Source organism: Arenimonas daejeonensis, from assembly GCF_007993735.1.
Classification (GTDB): domain Bacteria; phylum Pseudomonadota; class Gammaproteobacteria; order Xanthomonadales; family Xanthomonadaceae; genus Arenimonas; species Arenimonas daejeonensis.
This window is the reverse complement of the sequence record NZ_CP042453.1, coordinates 147,767-164,259: the sequence shown is the minus strand read 5'-3', so window position 1 is coordinate 164,259 and position 16,493 is coordinate 147,767. Positions and strand designations below refer to the sequence as shown.

Sequence of the window (16,493 nt, the reverse complement as noted above, 5' to 3'; positions counted from 1 at the left end):
GCGGAAGTGCCGCGCCGCATGCACCGAATCGTTGTCTTCCGGAGTTCCACGATGGCTTTCAAGACCGCCGACCTCTGCGACGCCCACGAAGACCGGGTGCGCGTGCTCGACCTGCCGCTGCGCGACTACGGCGGCCGCATCGCCTTCCATGGCCCGGTCAGCACGGTGCGTGCGCTCGAGGACAACTCGCGTGTGCGCGAAGCCGTGGCGGAGCCCGGCGAAGGCCGCGTGCTGGTGGTGGATGGCGGCGGCTCGACCCGGCGTTCGATGCTGGGCGACAACCTGGCGGCGATGGCGGTGAAAAACGGCTGGGCCGGCGTGCTCGTGCACGGCGTCATCCGCGACACCGACGCCATCGGCCAACTGGCGCTCGGCGTGAAGGCGCTGGGCACCTGCCCGCGCAAGACCGACAAGCTCGGGCAGGGCCTGCGCGATGTCGTGGTCGACCTGGGCGGCGTGATGATCGCGCCCGGTCATCACCTCTACGCCGACGAAGACGGCGTCATCGTGTCGCCCGTGCCGCTGGGTTGAAACCGGCGTCCACCGGCAGCAGGGTGGTGACGTGGCGCAGCGGTCCACGCGCCGCGGTGGCATCGAAGGGCCAGCAGGTCACCAGCAGCAGTTTTCCGCCTTCGTCATGGGTGGCGATGCGGTGCGTGCGCGAGTCCACGACTTCGCGGTGCACCACCACGTAGTCGCGCGGTCCCTGCAGCGTTTCCAGCGTCACCGCCTCACCGGACCGCAGGTCGCGCAGCCAGGCGAAATGGGTGTCGCGGTGGCCGCTGATGATGATGGTGCCCGCGCCACTGCCCGGACGCGCGCTCGATTCCGCCCAGCCCGGGCCGAAGGCCAGCGGCCGGCCGGAATCACCGGCCAGCACGACCTGCGAGATGCCCAGGCGCGCCTGTTCGATGCGTGCGACCGGGTGGGTGTCGGCCCAGGGCCAAGGGCGGTGCGGGGAGCCGTCGTGCTTGCTCGACTCCCCAGGACGAAGCCAGCAACTCCTGGGCGAGCACGGCTTTCGCGGGTATCCAGCTCGCATGAAGGGCCAGCGCCAGTGCGCCGAGCAGCAAGCTTCGTCGGAGCCAGCGTCGCAACTCATGGGGTGGGGCTTCCCTGCCCCGGGAGTCCATCCCTGAAACGGGCCGCGAACGGCGGAAGATCACGGCGCCTCCTGCGCCGTCGGCAACGAAGACAGGGGCATGGGTCGGCGCTGCAGCAGTGGACTGGCATCCGACGGGACGAAGTACCAGTGCATGTGCTGCAGCGCACGTTCGGTGGAGCGCGGGCCGGGATCCGCCTCGGCCGGAGGCGGCGGGGTGTCGCGGCGTTCGACGATCAGGACCATGGCGGTTTCCTCGGGTGTGCGCGTGGGGGCGCGGGTTCGGTCAGGCCTGCGCGGGTTCGCGCAGCAGGCAGAGCAGGACGACGCAGAACAGGCAGGCGATCAGGCGGGGAAACATGGCTCAGCTCCGGGTGCGCAGCAGGACGAGGGCGGACAGGGCCAGCACGAGTGCGATCAGCAGTTCGCGCATCCAGCCGGTGCTGCCCTGGGCGAACGGCAGTGAACCGGCGGGCGTGGCGTTCGCCATCCGCGTGCTGCCCATGGTTTCGTGCTGCGGCCGCGCCGGCGTGCGGTCCACCGCCACCAGGCTGGTGTAGGTGCTGACCAGGCCGTGGCGCAGCGCCACGTCCACCACCTGCGCGCGCAGACTGTCGGCATCACCGCCACGGCGCAGTTCGTCCTCGAGCGAATCGATGCGCGCGCGGGCCCAGAGCCGGCCGATGCCGGGCGAAGGCGTGGCGGCATGGCCGGTCAGCGACACGCGCCGCACCCAGGGGCTGCGGGCGCAGGCCGCGCACGGTGACGGCATCCTCCAGTTTTTCCAGGCGCGCGATCACCTGCACCGCTTCGCCGGCATACAGGTCGGGCACACGCGCCGGGTACATCTCGGCCACGCCTGGCCAGTCCAGCTGCACGTCGCGCATCGCCGGCTTGTCGAGTTTCGCCAGCAGCGCGTCCATGCGCTCGGTGACTTCGTTGACGTCGCGGATCAGGGTCTGGGTGCCGCGGCCGGCTTCGGCGGCCTTGCGCAGGAAGTGGCCGTTCGGCGCGCTGCCGATGCCGACCGGGAACAGGCGCGCTTCGCCGCGCTGCGATTCGATCAGCTGCAGCAGTTCGTCCTCGTTGCCCACCGCGGCGTCGGTCGCCAGCACGACCTGGCGCAGGAAGCCGGCCGGTGCCTGGCCTTCGAAGGCCGCACGCAGTGCCGGCAGCATCTCGGTGCCGCCCTCGGCGCGCAGCGAACGCACGTAGGCGCGTGCCCGGGCCACATTGCCGGGCTCAGCCGGCACCGGCGTGGTGAACAGCACGTCGTAGCTGTCGTCGAAACGCACCACGTTGAAGCGGTCGCCCGGCTGCAGGCGGGCCAGGGCGCGGTCCGCGGCCTCGATCGCCTGTTCCATGGACGCACCGGACATCGAACCCGAGTTGTCGATCACCAGGATGAGTTCCCGCGGCAGCGGCGCGGTCGGCAGGGTCGGCGGCACCAGCATCACCGGGCGAAGTCCTCGCCGGCATGTCGGTCGGTGAACACGGCGCTGCGCGGCGCCTTGCTGGGCACGGGCTCCCAGCGCAGTTCGAAATCGCGGTCGCCGGACTCGACGAGGTGAGCCAGCGTGACCCGGTACGTACGGCCCTCGGCCGCCACGGTCACCGCGTGGGTGGGACTGGTCAGGCTCTGCAGCGGCAGGCCCGGTTCGATCTGTGCGGTCAGCGTCACCGTCGGCGGCAGCGCGGAGCCTCTTTCGATGGCGCCGGCGACCACAGGCAGGGCTTCGGGTGCGTTGGCGACGGCCTGCATCCTGAAATCCGCATCGCCGTTGGCATACAAACTGCCGTCATTGCCGGGCAGGTAGCGCGGCGTCAGCGTCAGCGGCAGGGTCAGCGAGAACACGCCGTCGCGGTAGGCCACAGGCTGCCAGTAGCGCACCTCGATCTCGATCTCTTCGTCCGGGCCGATGTTGGCCACCGCGGTCTGGAACAGGTTCGGGCGGTTCTGCTCGACCAGGCTGGCACGCTGGCCACGCGCGGCCGCGGCGGCGTATTCCGCCTTGGCCTGTTGTTTTTCGCGGATCTCGCCTTCGATCAGCCGCTCGCCGATGCGCAGGGTCAGCGCACCGACCGCGGCATTTTCGGGCAGCGGCAGCAGGTAGCGGCCTTCGCGCCATTCCGCGGTGTCGTTGCGGTAGGTCTGGCGCACGCTCACTTCCGCGAACAGGCCCTGCACCTGCATGTCCACCGAGGTGTCCATGGCCAGGCTGGCGACCCAGCCGTTTTCATCGTGCAGCATCAGGCCTTCGGGCTCCGGGTCGGTGCTCTGGCCGCGCTCGCTGGCGAACGCCGGCAGGCAGGCGAAGACCAGCGCCGCGGCCAGGCTCAGCCACAGGTAGAACCAGATGACGGGCCGAGGCGGCAGCCGGCGGGAGCGGAAGAGGCGAGGTTTGCGGGTTTCGCGCTGGTGCATGGTCGGCTCCTGGGTGTGGAGCCATTGCAAGCGCGCGACCGGTCGCCGCCGGGGCCGGCTTCGGGCAGCCCGGCGATCATTTGTGGCGGTTTGCGGGCAATGCATTGCCGGCGCCGGGGCCGCTGCCCTAGGCTGGCGCCATGTCACGCACCGTCGCCATCGTCGAGGACGAACCCGCCATCCGCGCCAACTACGCCGAGGCCCTGCGCCGCCATGGCTACGGCGTGCAGCCCCATGCCAGTCGCGCCGAGGCGCAGGCCGCGTTCGCGCTGAAGCTGCCGGACCTGGTGATCATTGATGTCGGCCTGGGCGACGAGCCCGAGGGCGGGTTCGATCTCTGCCGTGAACTGCGCGCACGTTCGGCCACGCTGCCGATCCTGTTCCTGACCGCGCGCGACTCCGATTTCGACGTGATTTCAGGTTTGCGGCTCGGCGCCGACGACTACCTGAGCAAGGACACCAGCCTGCCGCAGCTGACCGCGCGCATCCATGCGCTGTTCCGGCGCCTGGATTCGCTGGCGGCGCCGCAGGCGCGCGAGTCGGTGTTCCGGCTGCGCGGGCTGACGCTGGAACTCGAGCGCATGCGCATCACCTGGAACGGCCAGGACGTGGCCCTGACCGTCACCGAATTCTGGATGGTGCATGCCATGGTGCGTTATCCCGGCCACGTGAAGTCGCGCGACCAGCTGATGCGCGAGGCACAGGTCGTAGTGGACGACGCCACCATCACCTCGCACATCAAGCGCATCCGCCGGAAATTCCAGGCGCTGGACGCCGCCTTCGACGAGATCGACACCGTGCACGGCGCCGGTTATCGCTGGCGTGCCTGAATGAGCCTGCGCCTGAAGCTGCTGCTGGTGGCGCTGTCCATCCTGGTGCTGCCCTGGGCTGGCTGGCAGTTCGTGCGGCAGATGGAATTCCTGCTGCGCCAGGGCCAGGAACAGGCGCTGCTGGCTTCGGCCGAAGCACTGGCGCGCAGCGTGGCGGTGCGCCCGGGCCGCCTGCCTGCACCCGGGTCCGGCTGGTTCGTGCACCGCCTCGAGTTCGCGCCGCGCCTGGACGGTGAAGCCAGCGACTGGCAGGGCGCGCAGGCCGAACCCTATGCCTTCGGCGCCGGCCGGCCCTGGTGAACGTCAGCGCCGCGCGCGCCAACGAACGCCTGCACCTGCTGGTCGACGTGCGCGACACCAGCCGCCAGCGCGGCGAGGCGCACTGGCCGGCGGACCTGGAGTTCGACCGCCTGCGGCTGCGGCTGGCGGGCCCGTCCGGCGACCTGCTGCTGCGCCTGGCCAACAGCGAAAGCGGCGAACTGCGCGTGGCCGGCGAAGACGGCCTGCCGCCACCGATCCGCGTCGAGGGCTACTGGCGCGAACATCCGCAGGGTTACACCGTCGAGCTGGCGCTGCCACAGGCTTTCGTCGTGACCGCGCTCGGCGTCGAGGCGCGCGACCTGGACGCCGCCGGCCAGCGCCGCCTCACCGGCAGCCTGGACCGCGACGGCACGCTGCGGGTTCGGCCGCTGCATGCCTATGTCGGTGCGCTGGAACCGGAGCTGCTGGCACTGGCGCCGCCCGGCATGCGCGTCACGGTCACCGACCGCGAAGCCTGGGTGATCGCCCGCGCCGGCCGCCTGCAGGCCGACGATACCGAAGAAGACCTGCTGCCCTGGCGGCGTGGCCTGTACCGGGCCCTGCTGTTCCGCGACGTGCCGGCCGCGGCCGCCGAAACAGCCACGGCACGCCGCCTGGTGCGCAACGAACTGGCCACGGCGATCGCCGGCGAACCGGGCGTGGCCTGGCGCCGCGACCCCTACGGCACGCGCCTGCTGCTGTCGGCCGCGGTACCGCTGCGCGTGGACGGCCAGGTGCGCGCCGCACTGCTGCTGGAACGCTCCAACGACGAGGTGCTGCTGCTCACCGATCGCGCCTTCTCCGGCCTGCTGGGCGTGAGCGTGCTGGCGCTGCTGGCGTCGGGCGGCGTGATGTTCCTGTTCGCTTCGCGCCTGAGCGCGCGCATCCGTCGCCTGCGCGATGCCGCCGAGCGCGCTCTGGACCGCGAGGGCCGGGTGACGCCGTTCCCGCGCACCAGCGCGCGCGACGAGGTCGGCGACCTGTCGCGCAGCTTCGCCAGCCTGCTCGACCAGGTGGCGGCCTACACCGACTACCTGCGTTCGCTTTCGGGCAAGCTCTCGCACGAACTCAACACGCCGCTGGCGATCGTGCGCACGTCGCTGGACAACCTGGATTCGGCCGCGCTGCCGCCGGACGCGCGCACCTACGTCGCCCGCGCCCGTGACGGCGTCGAGCGCATGGGCACGCTGGTGCGGACGATGAGCGAGGTGACGCGCATCGAACACGCCATCGAGTCCTCGGAAGCCGAAGTCTTCGACCTGCGGACGCTGCTGGCCGATTGCGCGGAGGGGTATCGCGAACTGCTGAAGCCTCGCCGCTTCGGCATCGAGCTGCCGTCGGGTCCGCTGCCGCTGCGTGGCGCGCCGGAGCTGGTGGTGCAGGCGCTGGACAAGCTGGTGGACAACGCGCGCGGCTTCTGTCCGGAAGACGGGTGGGTGCGGTTGTCGCTGCATCCGGAAGGCGAGGGCGCACGCCTGGTATTGGCCAACCAGGGCCCGACGGTGCAGGAGGCGATGCGGGCGCGTCTGTTCGATTCGCTGGTCAGTCTGCGCGGCAAGCCGCAGCGGGCGGAGGGCGGGGCGCACCTGGGGTTCGGTCTGTACGTGGTCAGGCTGGTCGCGGAACTGCACCGCGGCCATGCCGAGGCGCGCAATCTGGCCGCGGGTGACGGCGTGGAGTTCGTCCTGCACCTGCGCGGCATGCCCTAGGGCGTGGTCGGGGGCGTCCCTGCCCCCTGCGGTCGTCCCTGGTCAAGCCGGTCGCTCGCGCGCCGATGCAGTCTGCCTCCCGATTGTTTCTTTTCTCCCCGTTCGCTGGCGCACGCAGATCACATGCTCGCGGGCGGTGTGTCCGTGCGCCGGGATCGTTCTCGGCGATAGGCCGCCGTACGTGAGTCGCTTTCCGGGGACGCCGTGAACCCATCCATGGGGGCTCTTCGAAAACGTCCATGTTTTCGAAGCCCCGGAAAGCGACCTCACGCACGACGACCTGCGGACCGTCCGGGCCGGGCCATCGAGTTCGTGAGAACTCGCAACCTGCGACATCCCGGGCTCTTCGTGACCGGAGGGCACGAGCGGGGTTTCAACGGCTCGCGGAGATGAGTCGTGGCGACGGCACGCACACATAGGGGTCACCGAAGCGGAGGCAGGATGCCGTAGCGGCCGCCATCCGCTGGGCAGGACGCCGCTGCGAATGGCGGGCGGGGACCCCTATGTGTGCGGGACGGCGCACGCCGGATCCCACGCCTACGAGCAAGACAGTTCTTCTTGCGCCAAGAGGCGCAAGCCGGGAGGCGCGGCTATACTTCAGGGCGACCCCGCACCGGCCCGACCCGTGATCTCCGCAGAAGAGTTCAAGCGCCTCGCCGCCGAAGGCCACAACCGCATCCCCGTGGTGCGCGAAGTGCTTTCCGACCTTGATACCCCGCTGTCCGTATACCTCAAGCTGGCCGACGGCCCGCACACCTACCTGTTCGAATCGGTGGAAGGCGGCGAGACCTGGGGGCGGTATTCGATCATCGGCCTGCCGGCGCGGCGCACCTATACCTTCCGCGGACACACCCGGAAGTGCGCGAACACGGCGAGCTGACCGAGACCCGCGAGCTCGCCGACCCCCTGGCCGAAGTCGACCGCCTTCGCGAAAGCTTCAAGGTGCCGAAGGTGCCCGACCTGCCGGCCTTCACCGGCGGCCTGGTGGGTTATTTCGGCTTCGAGACCATCGGCTGGATCGAACCGCGGCTGGCCGGCGGCGACAAACCCGACCAGCTGGGCACGCCCGACGCGCTGCTGATGCTGAGCGAAGAAGTGGCGGTGTTCGACAACCTCAAGGGTCGCCTGTACCTGGTCGTGCATGCCGACCCGGCCGAGCCCCAGGCGCATGCCAAGGCCGTGCGCCGGCTCGACGAGCTGGTGTACCGCCTGCGCCATTCCGGCCGCAGCTATCCGGACGTGCTCGACCCCTCGCTGCTGAGCGAACAGGACTTCGTGTCGGGATTCACCCGCGAAGGGTTCCTGGCGGCGGTCGAGAAATCGAAGGAATACATCCGCGCCGGCGACATCTTCCAGGTGGTGCTGAGCCAGCGCCTGAGCGTGCCGTTCCGGGCGCGGCCGGTGGACGTGTACCGTGCGCTGCGCGCGCTCAATCCTTCGCCCTACATGTATTTCCTCGACCTGGGCGGCACCCAGGTGGTGGGCAGTTCGCCCGAGATCCTGGTGCGGCTGCAGGGTGGGGAAGTGACCGTGCGGCCGATTGCCGGCACCCGTCCGCGTGGCGCCACGCACGAACAGGACCAGGCGCTGGAAGCCGAACTGCTGGCCGACCCGAAGGAACGCGCCGAGCACCTGATGCTGATCGACCTGGGCCGCAACGACGTCGGTCGCGTCGCCGAACCGGGCAGCGTGCGGGTGCCGGACCGCTTCATCATCGAACGGTACTCGCACGTCATGCACATCGTCAGCGAAGTGCAGGGACGGCTGCGCGACGGCGTCGGTTTCGCCGAGGTGCTGCGCGCCACCTTCCCGGCCGGCACGGTCAGCGGCGCACCGAAGATCCGCGCGCTGGAGGTGATCCGCGAGCTCGAGCCGGTCAAGCGCAACATCTATTCCGGTGCCGTCGGTTACCTCAACTGGTGGGGCGACGCCGACACCGCCATCGCCATCCGCACCGCGGTGATCCAGGACGGTCGCCTGCATGTGCAGGCAGGCGCCGGCATCGTGCACGACTCCGACCCGCAGAAAGAGTGGGAGGAGACCATGAACAAGGGCCGCGCTCTGTTCCGGGCGGTGGCACAGGCAGCGGGCGGACTCTGAATCAACCAGCCGAGGTGCGCATGATTGGAAAACTGTGGTTGCCAACACTCCTGGCCTTGTCCTGGGCTGCCGCCGCGCAGGCGCAGGTGAACGCCCTGCCGTCCGACCGGCACATCCTCGTCTATGGCGATGCCGAGGCGAGGGCCATTCCGACCGCTTCAAGATCAAGGTCAGTTTCGACGTGGTCGATCCCAGCGCCGATGTCGCCCGACGCAAGGTCGAGGCGCATCTCGGGCAGGTCCTGGAGGCCATCAAGGCCGCTGGCGTGCCTGATGGCGAGATCGTGGCGACCTCGATGCAGATCGAGCCGCGCGAACGCTACGACTCGAAGCGCGAAGACCATGTATTCGAAGGCATCGGCGTGTCGCGCGAACTCACGGCCCGGTTTTCCGACATCGACGCTCTCGAGAAGTTCATCGCCGGGCTGGAAACCTCGAAGGAGGTCCAGGTGTCGGGCATCGAGACCGAACTGCAGGACGAACAGGCGCTGCATCGCGCGTTGCGCGCCAAATCGATCGCATCCGCGCGACTCAAGGCCGAGGGCATGGCGCGCGACTTCGGCGTCAGGTTGGCCGGCCTGTACAGCGTGTCCGACGTGGCGCCCCAGTTCCAATACGGCGTGCGCGAGGGCAGTTGGCCGTCCACCTATCTGTGGACGGAAGACGGTGAGAGCGGGACGCTGGACTCGATCATGGTGACGGGCTCGCGGCTCAAGCGGGTCGCACTCCAGACCGGGTATGTCACCTACAGCGACAAGATCTATGCGGTGTTCCTGATCGCCGACTGAAACAGCCATGGCCGACCTTGCCGCCAGGCTGTTGGAACGTCTCCGCCCCCGCAGTGCCGGCCTGCGCCTGTGGCTGGGCCTGAGTTACGGCGTGCTGGCGGTGGCCCTGGTCGGGGCGCTGTCCCTGCTGGTCGAACGTGCCGCCACCGATAAATTGCGCGAGGACATCGGCCTGCGCCTGGAAGGCACCTCCCGCGCGCTGGCCGATCGCCTGGACGAAGGGCTGTACGAGCGACTGAACGACATGCGTGCCCTGGCCCTGCTGCCGGGCATGGACGAGCCGGTGCGGAACCAGGACCTGCTGCGCGACATGTTCGGGCTGATGCAGCTCAACTATCCCGACTACGCCTGGATCGGCGTGACCGATGCCGAGGGCCGGGTGCGGGTGGCCAGTCGCGGCATGCTGGAAGGCATCAGCGTGGCCCGGCGCCCGTGGTTCCAGGCCGGCCGCAAGGAGCCCTACGTCGGCGACATCCACGAGGCCGTGCTGCTGGCCAAGCTGCTGCCGGTGCAGGGCGACGAGCCCCTGCGCCTGATCGATGTCGCTTCGCCCATCCACGATGACCACGGCGTGGTGATCGGCGTGATCGGTGCGCACCTGTCCTGGCAGTGGGCCGAGTCGCTGCGCCAGGGCCTGCTGCAGCCGCTGATGGCCAACGACCCGGTCGAGATCCTGGTGGTCAACCGCCATGGCGAAGTGGTGCTGGGGCCGAAGGAATGGCGTGACCGCCGGCTGGAGGTTCCCAGCGTCAATGGCGGGCGCCGCGGCACGCATGGCGCCGTGCTGGAAACCTGGCCCGACGGCAATGAATACCTCACCGGTTTCGCGCCCACCGTCGGCCGCAATACTTTCGAATCCCTGGGCTGGGCCGTGCTGGTGCGCAAGGATGCCGCACAGGCCTTCGCGCCGATCGCCGAGCTGCGCCGGCAGATCTGGCTGGCGGCCGCGGCGCTGACCCTGATGTTCCTGCTGGCCGCGACCCTGATGGCGCGCCTGATCGGCGCGCTCCGCTGCGCGCACTGGCCGGCGCCGCCCGGCGCATCCAGGCGGGCGAGCCGGACGCCCGCTTCCCGCGCGAACGCGGCTATCGCGAGGCGCGTCAGCTCACCGGCGCCCTGCGCAACCTGTTCGAAGACCTGACCACGCACCAGCGCGAGCTCACCGAGCTGACCCAGCAGTTGGAACAACGCGTGCGCGAGCGCACCCTGGAACTGAGCGAGGCCAACGCCCAGCTCGAGGTGCTGGCCATGACCGACGCGCTGACCGGCCTGGCCAACCGCCGCCATTTCGGTGACCAGCTGGCGCGCGAGATCACCCGTTGCGCCGAAGCCGGCAAGCCGGTGGCCCTGGTCACGCTCGACATCGACCACTTCAAGGCCATCAACGACCAGTACGGCCATCCCGCCGGCGACGCGGTGCTGCGGCGGGTGGCGATGCTGCTGGAAGAGCAGGTGCGCGGCAGCGACCTGCTGGCGCGCGTCGGCGGCGAGGAGTTCGCGGTGCTGGCGGTCGAAGCCGCCACCAACGAGGCCAGCCAGCTGGGCGAACGCCTGCGCGCCTGCATCGAGAACGCCGGGCCGATCTCGGCCGGGCGCGCCTCGGTGCCGGTGACCATCAGCGTTGGCGTGGCCGTGATGTGGGCCCGACCGGGCGACCTGCTGAAAGCGCCCGAGCGCCTGCTGGCCGCGGCCGACGATGCGCTCTACCGCGCCAAGCGCAATGGCCGGAACCGGGTGGAAGCGGCTGCGCTTTGAGGTCGTGAGTTTCGGCTTGCGATGGGGCGCCGGTGGGTTTCCCGCGCCGCAGCCTGGGTCAGGCGAGCTTGCGGTAGAAGCGCACTACCAGTTCTTCGGCGACCAGCATCACCACGACCACGATGATCAGCGGGACCAGGCCGTGCCAGCGGCCTTCGAAATGCACGTTGTCGCCGAAGGTCAGGGCCAGCGCGTCAAGGATCACGAACTTCGAGCCGAACAGGACGACCCAGGCCAGGAAGTACTTCAGGAAGGTGTTGAATCCGCCGGTCTTGCCCTTGAACAGGCCGATCACCCAGTGTTCGATCGCGATGGTCACCTTCAGCAGGACCTGCAGCAGGATGGCCGCCAGCAGCGAGGTGGTGAAGGTGTCGACGAAGACCCTGTCCCAGTATTCCGCGAACAGGTTCAGGACCACCAGGTCGATCAGGACGGCGGTGAAGTAACGCATGAACCGTCGCTGCTTGTCGGACGGGATGTCGGCCGTTGCCGGCATCAGGTCGATATGGTGATCGGTCATGCCAATACTCCGGTGGGAAGGCCGTGCCTGCAGGCGTCTGCTGCCGAGGATGGAACATCTCTAGGTCATGAGCAAGACAATGACCGTGCCCCAGGTCGTCAGCACCACATGGGCCACCGGGACCGCGCCCGAGTAGCCGATGACCGCCACCGTACTGTCCGATTTCTCCTGCAGGGCCGCCAGTGCCGCCGTGAAGGTCTGGGCGCCGGACATGGCACCCAGCAGCAGCAGCGGATTGATCTTCAGGACGTAGCGACCGAACCACAGGCCGGCCAGCAGCGGCGCCATGGTCACCAGGATGCCGCCCAGCAGCAGGCCGACGCCGGACTCGCGGACCGCGACCACGAAGTGCGGACCCGCACCGATGCCGACCATCGCCACGAACCCGGCGAGCCCGAAGGACTGCATGAACTTCACCGCTCCGTCCGGCACCCGGCCGAACAGCGGCCGGACCGAGCGGATGTAACCCGTGACGATGCCCGACAGCAGCACACCGACGCTGGTGCCGATCGAAACCTGGACCCCGCCGATCGAGAAGGCGGCGGCCGCGCCCGCCAGCGCACCGATCACCACCATCAGGCCCACCGTCACGAAATCGGTGATGTCGGTGGGCTGGATGACGTCGCCCAGCTCTTCCGCAGCGCGGGCCACCGCCTTTTCCGACCCGACCATCTGCAGCACGTCGCCGCGTTCGATCCGGGTCTGGGTGCCCATCGGGATTTCCTGGCCGCCGCGCAGCAGCCGGCGCAGGTAGACCGCGCGCACCAGGTCCGAGGTCGACACCTCGGCGAGGGTGCGCGAGACCCAGCGCGGGTTCGAGACGAAGATCTCGTAGCTGGCCACGGGGATGTCCAGCAGCTCGCGGTCCTCGACCTCTTCGGCATGGTCGCCAAGCAGTTCGATCAGGGTTTCCCGCCGTCCGCTGACCGCCACGATGTCCCCGGCCCGCAGTATTTCGGCCGGCGTGACGGGCAGGATCTCGCCGTCCCGGCGCAGGCGCACCAGGAACAGGCGCGCCGCCGGGTTCACGTGTTCGGCATCGGAAACGCTGCGGCCGACCACCGCCGATCCGGCCGCCACGCGATAGGCGCGCACTTCGAACTGCTTCCAGGCGGAAACGATGCCGTCGCGCTGCCGCTTGATTCCGTACAACGCTTCGAGCGCCAGTGCTTCCTTCTTCAGGTCGATGCGCAGCAGGCGCGGGCCGATTTCCGTGCAGACCAGGATCACGCCGAGGGCGCCGAACACGTAACACAGCGCGTCGGCCACGCCGACATGGGCTTCGAGCGTTTTCCGGGTCGCTTCGTCCAGCGGCAAGGCGTGGATTGCTTCGATCGCCGTGCCCATGGCCGGCGATTCCGTCAGGGCGCCCGACACCAGGCCGGCGGCGAGCCCGGGATCGAGCTGCAGATAGACGGCCACGCCCCAGGCCACAAGAAGTCCCACCACGGGCATGAACACGGCCAGGACCCCGAACCGCCAGCCGTCGCCTTTCATGGCCGCGAAGAACTTGGGTCCCACCTCGTAACCGATGCCGAACAGGAACAGCAGGAACACCAGCGACTTGGCCGTGGCCGACACCGGGATCTCGAACAGCCAGCCCACGAACATGCCGGCGATCAGGGAGCCGGTGGCGCCACCGAGGCTGAAGTTCCCGAACCGGAAGCCACCTATCCAGTAACCGATGCCCAGAGCCAGGTAAACGCCGAGCTCCGGGTACTTCGTCAGCATCTCCGTCAGCCAGCCCATGCGTCGATTCCTTCGATGTCAGAGCGAGGGCGGGTCGTAATAGATCATGACCCGCAGGTCCTGAAGCGAGGTGTTTCCCGGGTCGTTCTGGGACACGTCGGCGTAACGCAGCCGCACCATCAGGCCCTTGAGCACGCCTTCGGGAGGGGCCCATTGCAGGTTGAAGTCCACTTCTTCCTGGAGTACTCGGTCGGGGACACCGGGTCGGAGCCGTCCACGTACAGGCCGTACAGGCTCAGGCCCGGCACGGACTTGAAGGCATAGCTGGCGCGCAGCATCCAGGCATCCTCGCCGTTGCGGTTGAAGTCTTCGACCTGGACGCTGGTGTAGCCCGGGTAGCCACTCCACGGGGCCTGCATGTTGGTGTCGCCACTGGCACTGGTGTAGGCCGTGGTGAAGAGCGCGTTGCCGAAGCTGAGGTCCGCCTTCGCACCCCAGGCGTCGGAGTTGAAGTCGGCGCCACGCAGAAGCTGGTCGCCGGTGGCGCCCTGGTCCGTGTACTGCACCGCGAACGTGAGCTTCGAGTTGTCGGACAGTGTCGCGCCGTATTTACCTTCGGTGTAGAAGATGTTGATGATGTCGTCGCTGTAGTAGTTGATGGCACCGATCGAGAATTCGCCAAGCTTGTAGTTCGCGCCGAGCGCATACACGCCGCGTTCGACTCCAAGCGGGGCGCCGGCATCGGTCGCCATTGACACGAACTCGTCTGAATTCCGTTCCTTGATCTCGTCGAAATAGCCGCCACCGACGCGCCATTCGCCCTTGCCTTCGCCGCCATAGAGGCCCTGCACGGTGATGGCCTCGAACGTGTTGGGGGTCATGCGGCTGTCGTTGCGGTTGATGTAGGGCGTGTCGATGCCACGCCGGCCAAAACTCAGCCGCGTCTTCGGGTTGATGAGGAACTCGCCGTACAGTTCGCCCAGCACGGTGTAGCCATGCTGGCCGGGTTGCAGCAGCAGGGTGCCGTCCTTGTCATCGGGCCCGTGCAGGCGCTGCGAGGTGTAGGCGGTGGCGCCCATGGCGAAGCGTTCGCGGAAGTAGCCGGTCTTGAGTCCGATCGAGCCGCCGAGGGCCCAGGCTTCGCTCTCGCTGTCGTCGTACTTTTCACGATCGAGGTAGTAGGACCGCAGCTGCACGTCCCACTTGGTGTCCTGCCAGGCCTGGCGCCGCGTCTCGCGAACCCATTCGGCATGGGTTTGTTCGGCGAAGCTCTCGTCGAGCGGGGTCTGGCCCTGTTCGGTGGAGCTGTGTACCGGTTCCGCGGGTGGGGCCGCGGTGGCGGCCGACGCCTGGGCCGTGGCGGGGATCGCCGCTTGTGCGGCCGTACCGGCGCTGGCCGGTGCCGGCGTCAATTCGGCGGCCGACGCCGTCCCGGAGAGGGAGGACGGCGTGGCCACCTCCACATCCGTCCCCGGGGGAGGTCGGATGCAGCACTCACGGAAACCGAGCAACACAGCGCCGTCACCGCTGCGGCCAGTACAGTCAACGAACGCTGTGATGTCCTGCTCATATTTCCTCCGTCCCCTGGCTTACTGCGAAAGGACCATCGCGAAATAACCGAACACCGTGTACAGCACGCCGGACACGGCATAGCCGACCGGGAAGCCGACCCACGGCACGCTGCTTCCGACTTCCTTCGCCGCCTCGCGGGCCGGACCGGAGTGCGAGCGCGAACCGGCCACGCCACCCATCAGTACCGCGGGATTGATCTTGAAGAAGTGGTAGCCGATGGCCCAGGTGATGAAGGGCGGGATCGTGCTGGCCACGAAGCCGGCGATGAAGATCTTGAGCGCGATCGCACCGGTCAGCTGCTCGAGCAGCGTGGCACCGGCATTGATGCCGACGATGGCGATGAAGGTCACCAGGCCCAGGTCCTCGAGGATGTTGCGGGCGGCATTCGGCGTGGAGCCGAAGAAACGCAGCCGCGACGCCAGCGACGAGACGAAGATGCCCGACAGCAGCAGGCCACCCGCGTTGCCGAGGCCCACTTCGAAGTCACCGACCGGCACGTTGATCTTGCCGATCAGCAGGCCAAGGACCATGCCGGCCGACAGCGTCAGCAGGTCGGTCGAGGTGCTGGGACGGGCAATCTGGCCCAGTTTGGCGGCCACCTTGTCGATCGTGCCCCTCAGGCCGGCGACATAGACCACGTCGAAGCGCTTCAGGGTGGTCTCGGAACCCAGCGGAATCGGTTCGCCGGCACGTTCGATCCGGTTGATCTGCAGCTGGCCGGCGAAGTCTTCCTTGGCGAAGCTCTTCAGGACCTTGCCGTCGGCCTCCTTCTCGAGCACCAAGGATCTCGGCCTGGTCCAGCGGGATGTTCAGCACCTTGGCATCGGGCACTTCCGGGCCGATCAGGCCCATGTTCGCCGTCAGCTCCTCGAGCCTTCCGCCCAGCGCGATCAGGTCGCCCTGGCGCAGCACGGTCGCCGGGTCGGCGCCGAGGGTCTCGTCACCGCGCACCACATTGACGATCCGGTACTGCGGGTAGGACTGCCGGAAGTCGTGGATGGACTTGCCCGCGACCGCGGCGCTCTCGAGCCGGTAGGCGCGCAGGCTGGCGGCGCGGTAGCCGGTGATGCCGGCGTCATCGACGTTCTTCACGCCGTGCTCGGCTTCGTACTGCTTGGCCGCAGCCGTCGCGTCGATGCCCCACCAGCGCGGCAGGTACTTGCAGACCAGGATGATGCCGACCGTGCCCCAGATGTAGGTCACGCCGTAACCGAGCGCGATCATCGCGGAGATCGATTCAGGCGTGGAGCCCTCCGGGATCTTGTACGCACCCTGCTCGACCGCCATTTCCGCGGTGCCGATCGCCGCCGACATGGTCTGCGAGCCGGCCAGCACGCCACCGGCCGCACCGGCCGGGAGGTCCAGGATGCCGCTCATGAACACGACCAGGAACAGGCCCATGCCGGCGCAGATCACCGCGAGGATGGTGAAGGTGATGCCGTCCTTCTTCAGGCTGTTGAAGAAGGCCGGGCCGACACGCAGGCCGACGCCGTACATGAACAGGTAATAGAAGAGCGACTTGGCGAAGTTGTCGAGCTGCAGCTTGACGCCGTAGGTCGACGCCCACGTGGCGATGGCCGCACCGACGACCACCGCCGCCGCGACCATGCCCAGGCCGTAGCCCTTGACCGAGAACTTGCCGACCCATACCGCCATGCCCACCGTGAAGAACAGCAGGATGTACGGGTTTCCCCAGGAATTCAA

Annotated in this window: 17 protein-coding genes and 1 pseudogene; 8 read left to right on the top strand and 10 right to left on the bottom strand. The window is 68.6% G+C overall.

Annotated elements, in window-relative coordinates; translation table 11 throughout:
- Positions 1 to 51: 51 nt before the first annotated feature.
- The gene (gene rraA, locus FRZ33_RS00810; protein WP_146907029.1) at positions 52 to 531 is read left to right on the top strand and encodes a ribonuclease E activity regulator RraA; all 480 of its coding nucleotides are present in this window, start codon (positions 52 to 54) and stop codon (positions 529 to 531) included.
- On the opposite strand, the gene FRZ33_RS00805 is transcribed toward rraA, so the two are convergent.
- The 5 genes from FRZ33_RS00805 to FRZ33_RS00785 all read right to left on the bottom strand — a co-directional run bounded on the left by FRZ33_RS00805 (position 503) and on the right by FRZ33_RS00785 (position 3,527).
- The gene (locus FRZ33_RS00805) at positions 503 to 1,042 is read right to left on the bottom strand and encodes a sortase domain-containing protein (RefSeq protein ID WP_227977962.1); all 540 of its coding nucleotides are present in this window, start codon (positions 1,040 to 1,042) and stop codon (positions 503 to 505) included. The genes rraA and FRZ33_RS00805 overlap by 29 nt on opposite strands.
- Before the next feature lie 120 nt (positions 1,043 to 1,162).
- Positions 1,163 to 1,348, bottom strand: a complete 186-nt coding sequence (locus FRZ33_RS00800) for a hypothetical protein (RefSeq protein WP_146907028.1) — start codon at positions 1,346 to 1,348, stop codon at positions 1,163 to 1,165.
- Positions 1,349 to 1,466: 118 nt separating this feature from the next.
- Entirely contained in the window at positions 1,467 to 1,826 is a 360-nt protein-coding gene (locus FRZ33_RS00795) for a hypothetical protein (protein ID WP_146907027.1), read from the bottom strand.
- Entirely contained in the window at positions 1,723 to 2,556 is an 834-nt protein-coding gene (locus FRZ33_RS00790) for a VWA domain-containing protein (protein WP_146907026.1), read from the bottom strand. The genes FRZ33_RS00795 and FRZ33_RS00790 overlap by 104 nt, the downstream gene beginning before the upstream one ends.
- Positions 2,556 to 3,527 carry a VIT domain-containing protein gene (locus FRZ33_RS00785; protein WP_158637029.1) on the bottom strand — a complete coding sequence of 324 codons (972 nt, stop codon included), beginning with the start codon at positions 3,525 to 3,527 and terminating at the stop codon, positions 2,556 to 2,558. Before FRZ33_RS00785 ends, FRZ33_RS00790 begins: the two co-directional genes overlap by 1 nt.
- 140 nt (positions 3,528 to 3,667) lie before the next feature.
- On the opposite strand from FRZ33_RS00785, the gene pdsR reads away from it, so the two are divergent.
- The 7 genes and pseudogenes from pdsR (at position 3,668) to FRZ33_RS00750 (ending at position 11,008) form a co-directional block, all read left to right on the top strand.
- Positions 3,668 to 4,357: a proteobacterial dedicated sortase system response regulator gene (gene pdsR, locus FRZ33_RS00780; protein ID WP_146907024.1), complete on the top strand. Its 690-nt coding sequence runs from the start codon at positions 3,668 to 3,670 to the stop codon at positions 4,355 to 4,357.
- Positions 4,358 to 4,657, top strand: coding sequence for a DOMON domain-containing protein (locus FRZ33_RS00775; RefSeq protein WP_146907023.1), 300 nt, complete (start codon positions 4,358 to 4,360; stop codon positions 4,655 to 4,657). It abuts the gene before it with no gap.
- On the top strand, positions 4,654 to 6,366 hold the full coding sequence (locus FRZ33_RS00770) for an ATP-binding protein (RefSeq protein WP_146907022.1): 1,713 nt from the start codon (positions 4,654 to 4,656) through the stop codon (positions 6,364 to 6,366). Before FRZ33_RS00775 ends, FRZ33_RS00770 begins: the two co-directional genes overlap by 4 nt.
- 625 nt (positions 6,367 to 6,991) lie before the next feature.
- A pseudogene (gene trpE, locus FRZ33_RS00765) lies at positions 6,992 to 8,466 on the top strand (anthranilate synthase component I).
- A 34-nt stretch (positions 8,467 to 8,500) separates the two neighbouring features.
- Complete coding sequence (locus FRZ33_RS00760) at positions 8,501 to 9,253, top strand: SIMPL domain-containing protein (RefSeq protein WP_146907021.1); 753 nt, start codon at positions 8,501 to 8,503, stop codon at positions 9,251 to 9,253.
- 7 nt (positions 9,254 to 9,260) lie between these two features.
- On the top strand, positions 9,261 to 10,394 hold the full coding sequence (locus FRZ33_RS00755; protein ID WP_146907020.1) for a cache domain-containing protein: 1,134 nt from the start codon (positions 9,261 to 9,263) through the stop codon (positions 10,392 to 10,394).
- A gap of 50 nt (positions 10,395 to 10,444) precedes the next feature.
- Positions 10,445 to 11,008: a GGDEF domain-containing protein gene (locus tag FRZ33_RS00750; protein ID WP_146907019.1), complete on the top strand. Its 564-nt coding sequence runs from the start codon at positions 10,445 to 10,447 to the stop codon at positions 11,006 to 11,008.
- Between the two features lie 58 nt (positions 11,009 to 11,066).
- Here FRZ33_RS00750 and FRZ33_RS00745 read toward each other — a convergent pair whose 3' ends face one another.
- From FRZ33_RS00745 to FRZ33_RS00730, 5 genes are all read right to left on the bottom strand, one after another.
- The gene (locus FRZ33_RS00745; protein WP_146907018.1) at positions 11,067 to 11,528 is read right to left on the bottom strand and encodes a hypothetical protein; all 462 of its coding nucleotides are present in this window, start codon (positions 11,526 to 11,528) and stop codon (positions 11,067 to 11,069) included.
- 60 nt (positions 11,529 to 11,588) lie between these two features.
- Positions 11,589 to 13,277 (bottom strand): aspartate-alanine antiporter-like transporter, encoded by a 1,689-nt coding sequence (locus FRZ33_RS00740; RefSeq protein WP_146907017.1) that lies wholly within the window; start codon positions 13,275 to 13,277, stop codon positions 11,589 to 11,591.
- 119 nt (positions 13,278 to 13,396) lie between these two features.
- A complete protein-coding gene (locus FRZ33_RS00735; protein ID WP_146907016.1) occupies positions 13,397 to 14,674 on the bottom strand; it encodes an OprD family outer membrane porin in 1,278 nt (425 codons plus the stop codon).
- A gap of 132 nt (positions 14,675 to 14,806) precedes the next feature.
- The gene (locus tag FRZ33_RS15660) at positions 14,807 to 15,319 is read right to left on the bottom strand and encodes an aspartate-alanine antiporter-like transporter (RefSeq protein ID WP_227977960.1); all 513 of its coding nucleotides are present in this window, start codon (positions 15,317 to 15,319) and stop codon (positions 14,807 to 14,809) included.
- The gene (locus tag FRZ33_RS00730) at positions 15,273 to 16,493 is read right to left on the bottom strand and encodes an aspartate-alanine antiporter-like transporter (RefSeq protein ID WP_227977958.1); all 1,221 of its coding nucleotides are present in this window, start codon (positions 16,491 to 16,493) and stop codon (positions 15,273 to 15,275) included. The genes FRZ33_RS15660 and FRZ33_RS00730 overlap by 47 nt, the downstream gene beginning before the upstream one ends.

Coding starts and splice junctions, on each gene's coding strand:
- FRZ33_RS00800 (WP_146907028.1), bottom strand. CDS start 1,348: ATGGTCCTGATCGTCGAACGCCGCGACACCCCGCCGCCTCCGGCCGAG.
- FRZ33_RS00785 (WP_158637029.1), bottom strand. CDS start 3,527: ATGCACCAGCGCGAAACCCGCAAACCTCGCCTCTTCCGCTCCCGCCGG.
- FRZ33_RS00745 (WP_146907018.1), bottom strand. CDS start 11,528: ATGACCGATCACCATATCGACCTGATGCCGGCAACGGCCGACATCCCG.
- FRZ33_RS00740 (WP_146907017.1), bottom strand. CDS start 13,277: ATGGGCTGGCTGACGGAGATGCTGACGAAGTACCCGGAGCTCGGCGTT.
- FRZ33_RS00790 (WP_146907026.1), bottom strand. CDS start 2,556: ATGCTGGTGCCGCCGACCCTGCCGACCGCGCCGCTGCCGCGGGAACTC.
- FRZ33_RS15660 (WP_227977960.1), bottom strand. CDS start 15,319: ATGGTCCTTGGCCTGCTGATCGGCAAGATCAACGTGCCGGTCGGTGAC.
- pdsR (WP_146907024.1), top strand. CDS start 3,668: ATGTCACGCACCGTCGCCATCGTCGAGGACGAACCCGCCATCCGCGCC.
- rraA (WP_146907029.1), top strand. CDS start 52: ATGGCTTTCAAGACCGCCGACCTCTGCGACGCCCACGAAGACCGGGTG.
- FRZ33_RS00755 (WP_146907020.1), top strand. CDS start 9,261: ATGGCCGACCTTGCCGCCAGGCTGTTGGAACGTCTCCGCCCCCGCAGT.
- FRZ33_RS00775 (WP_146907023.1), top strand. CDS start 4,358: ATGAGCCTGCGCCTGAAGCTGCTGCTGGTGGCGCTGTCCATCCTGGTG.
- FRZ33_RS00805 (WP_227977962.1), bottom strand. CDS start 1,042: ATGCGAGCTGGATACCCGCGAAAGCCGTGCTCGCCCAGGAGTTGCTGG.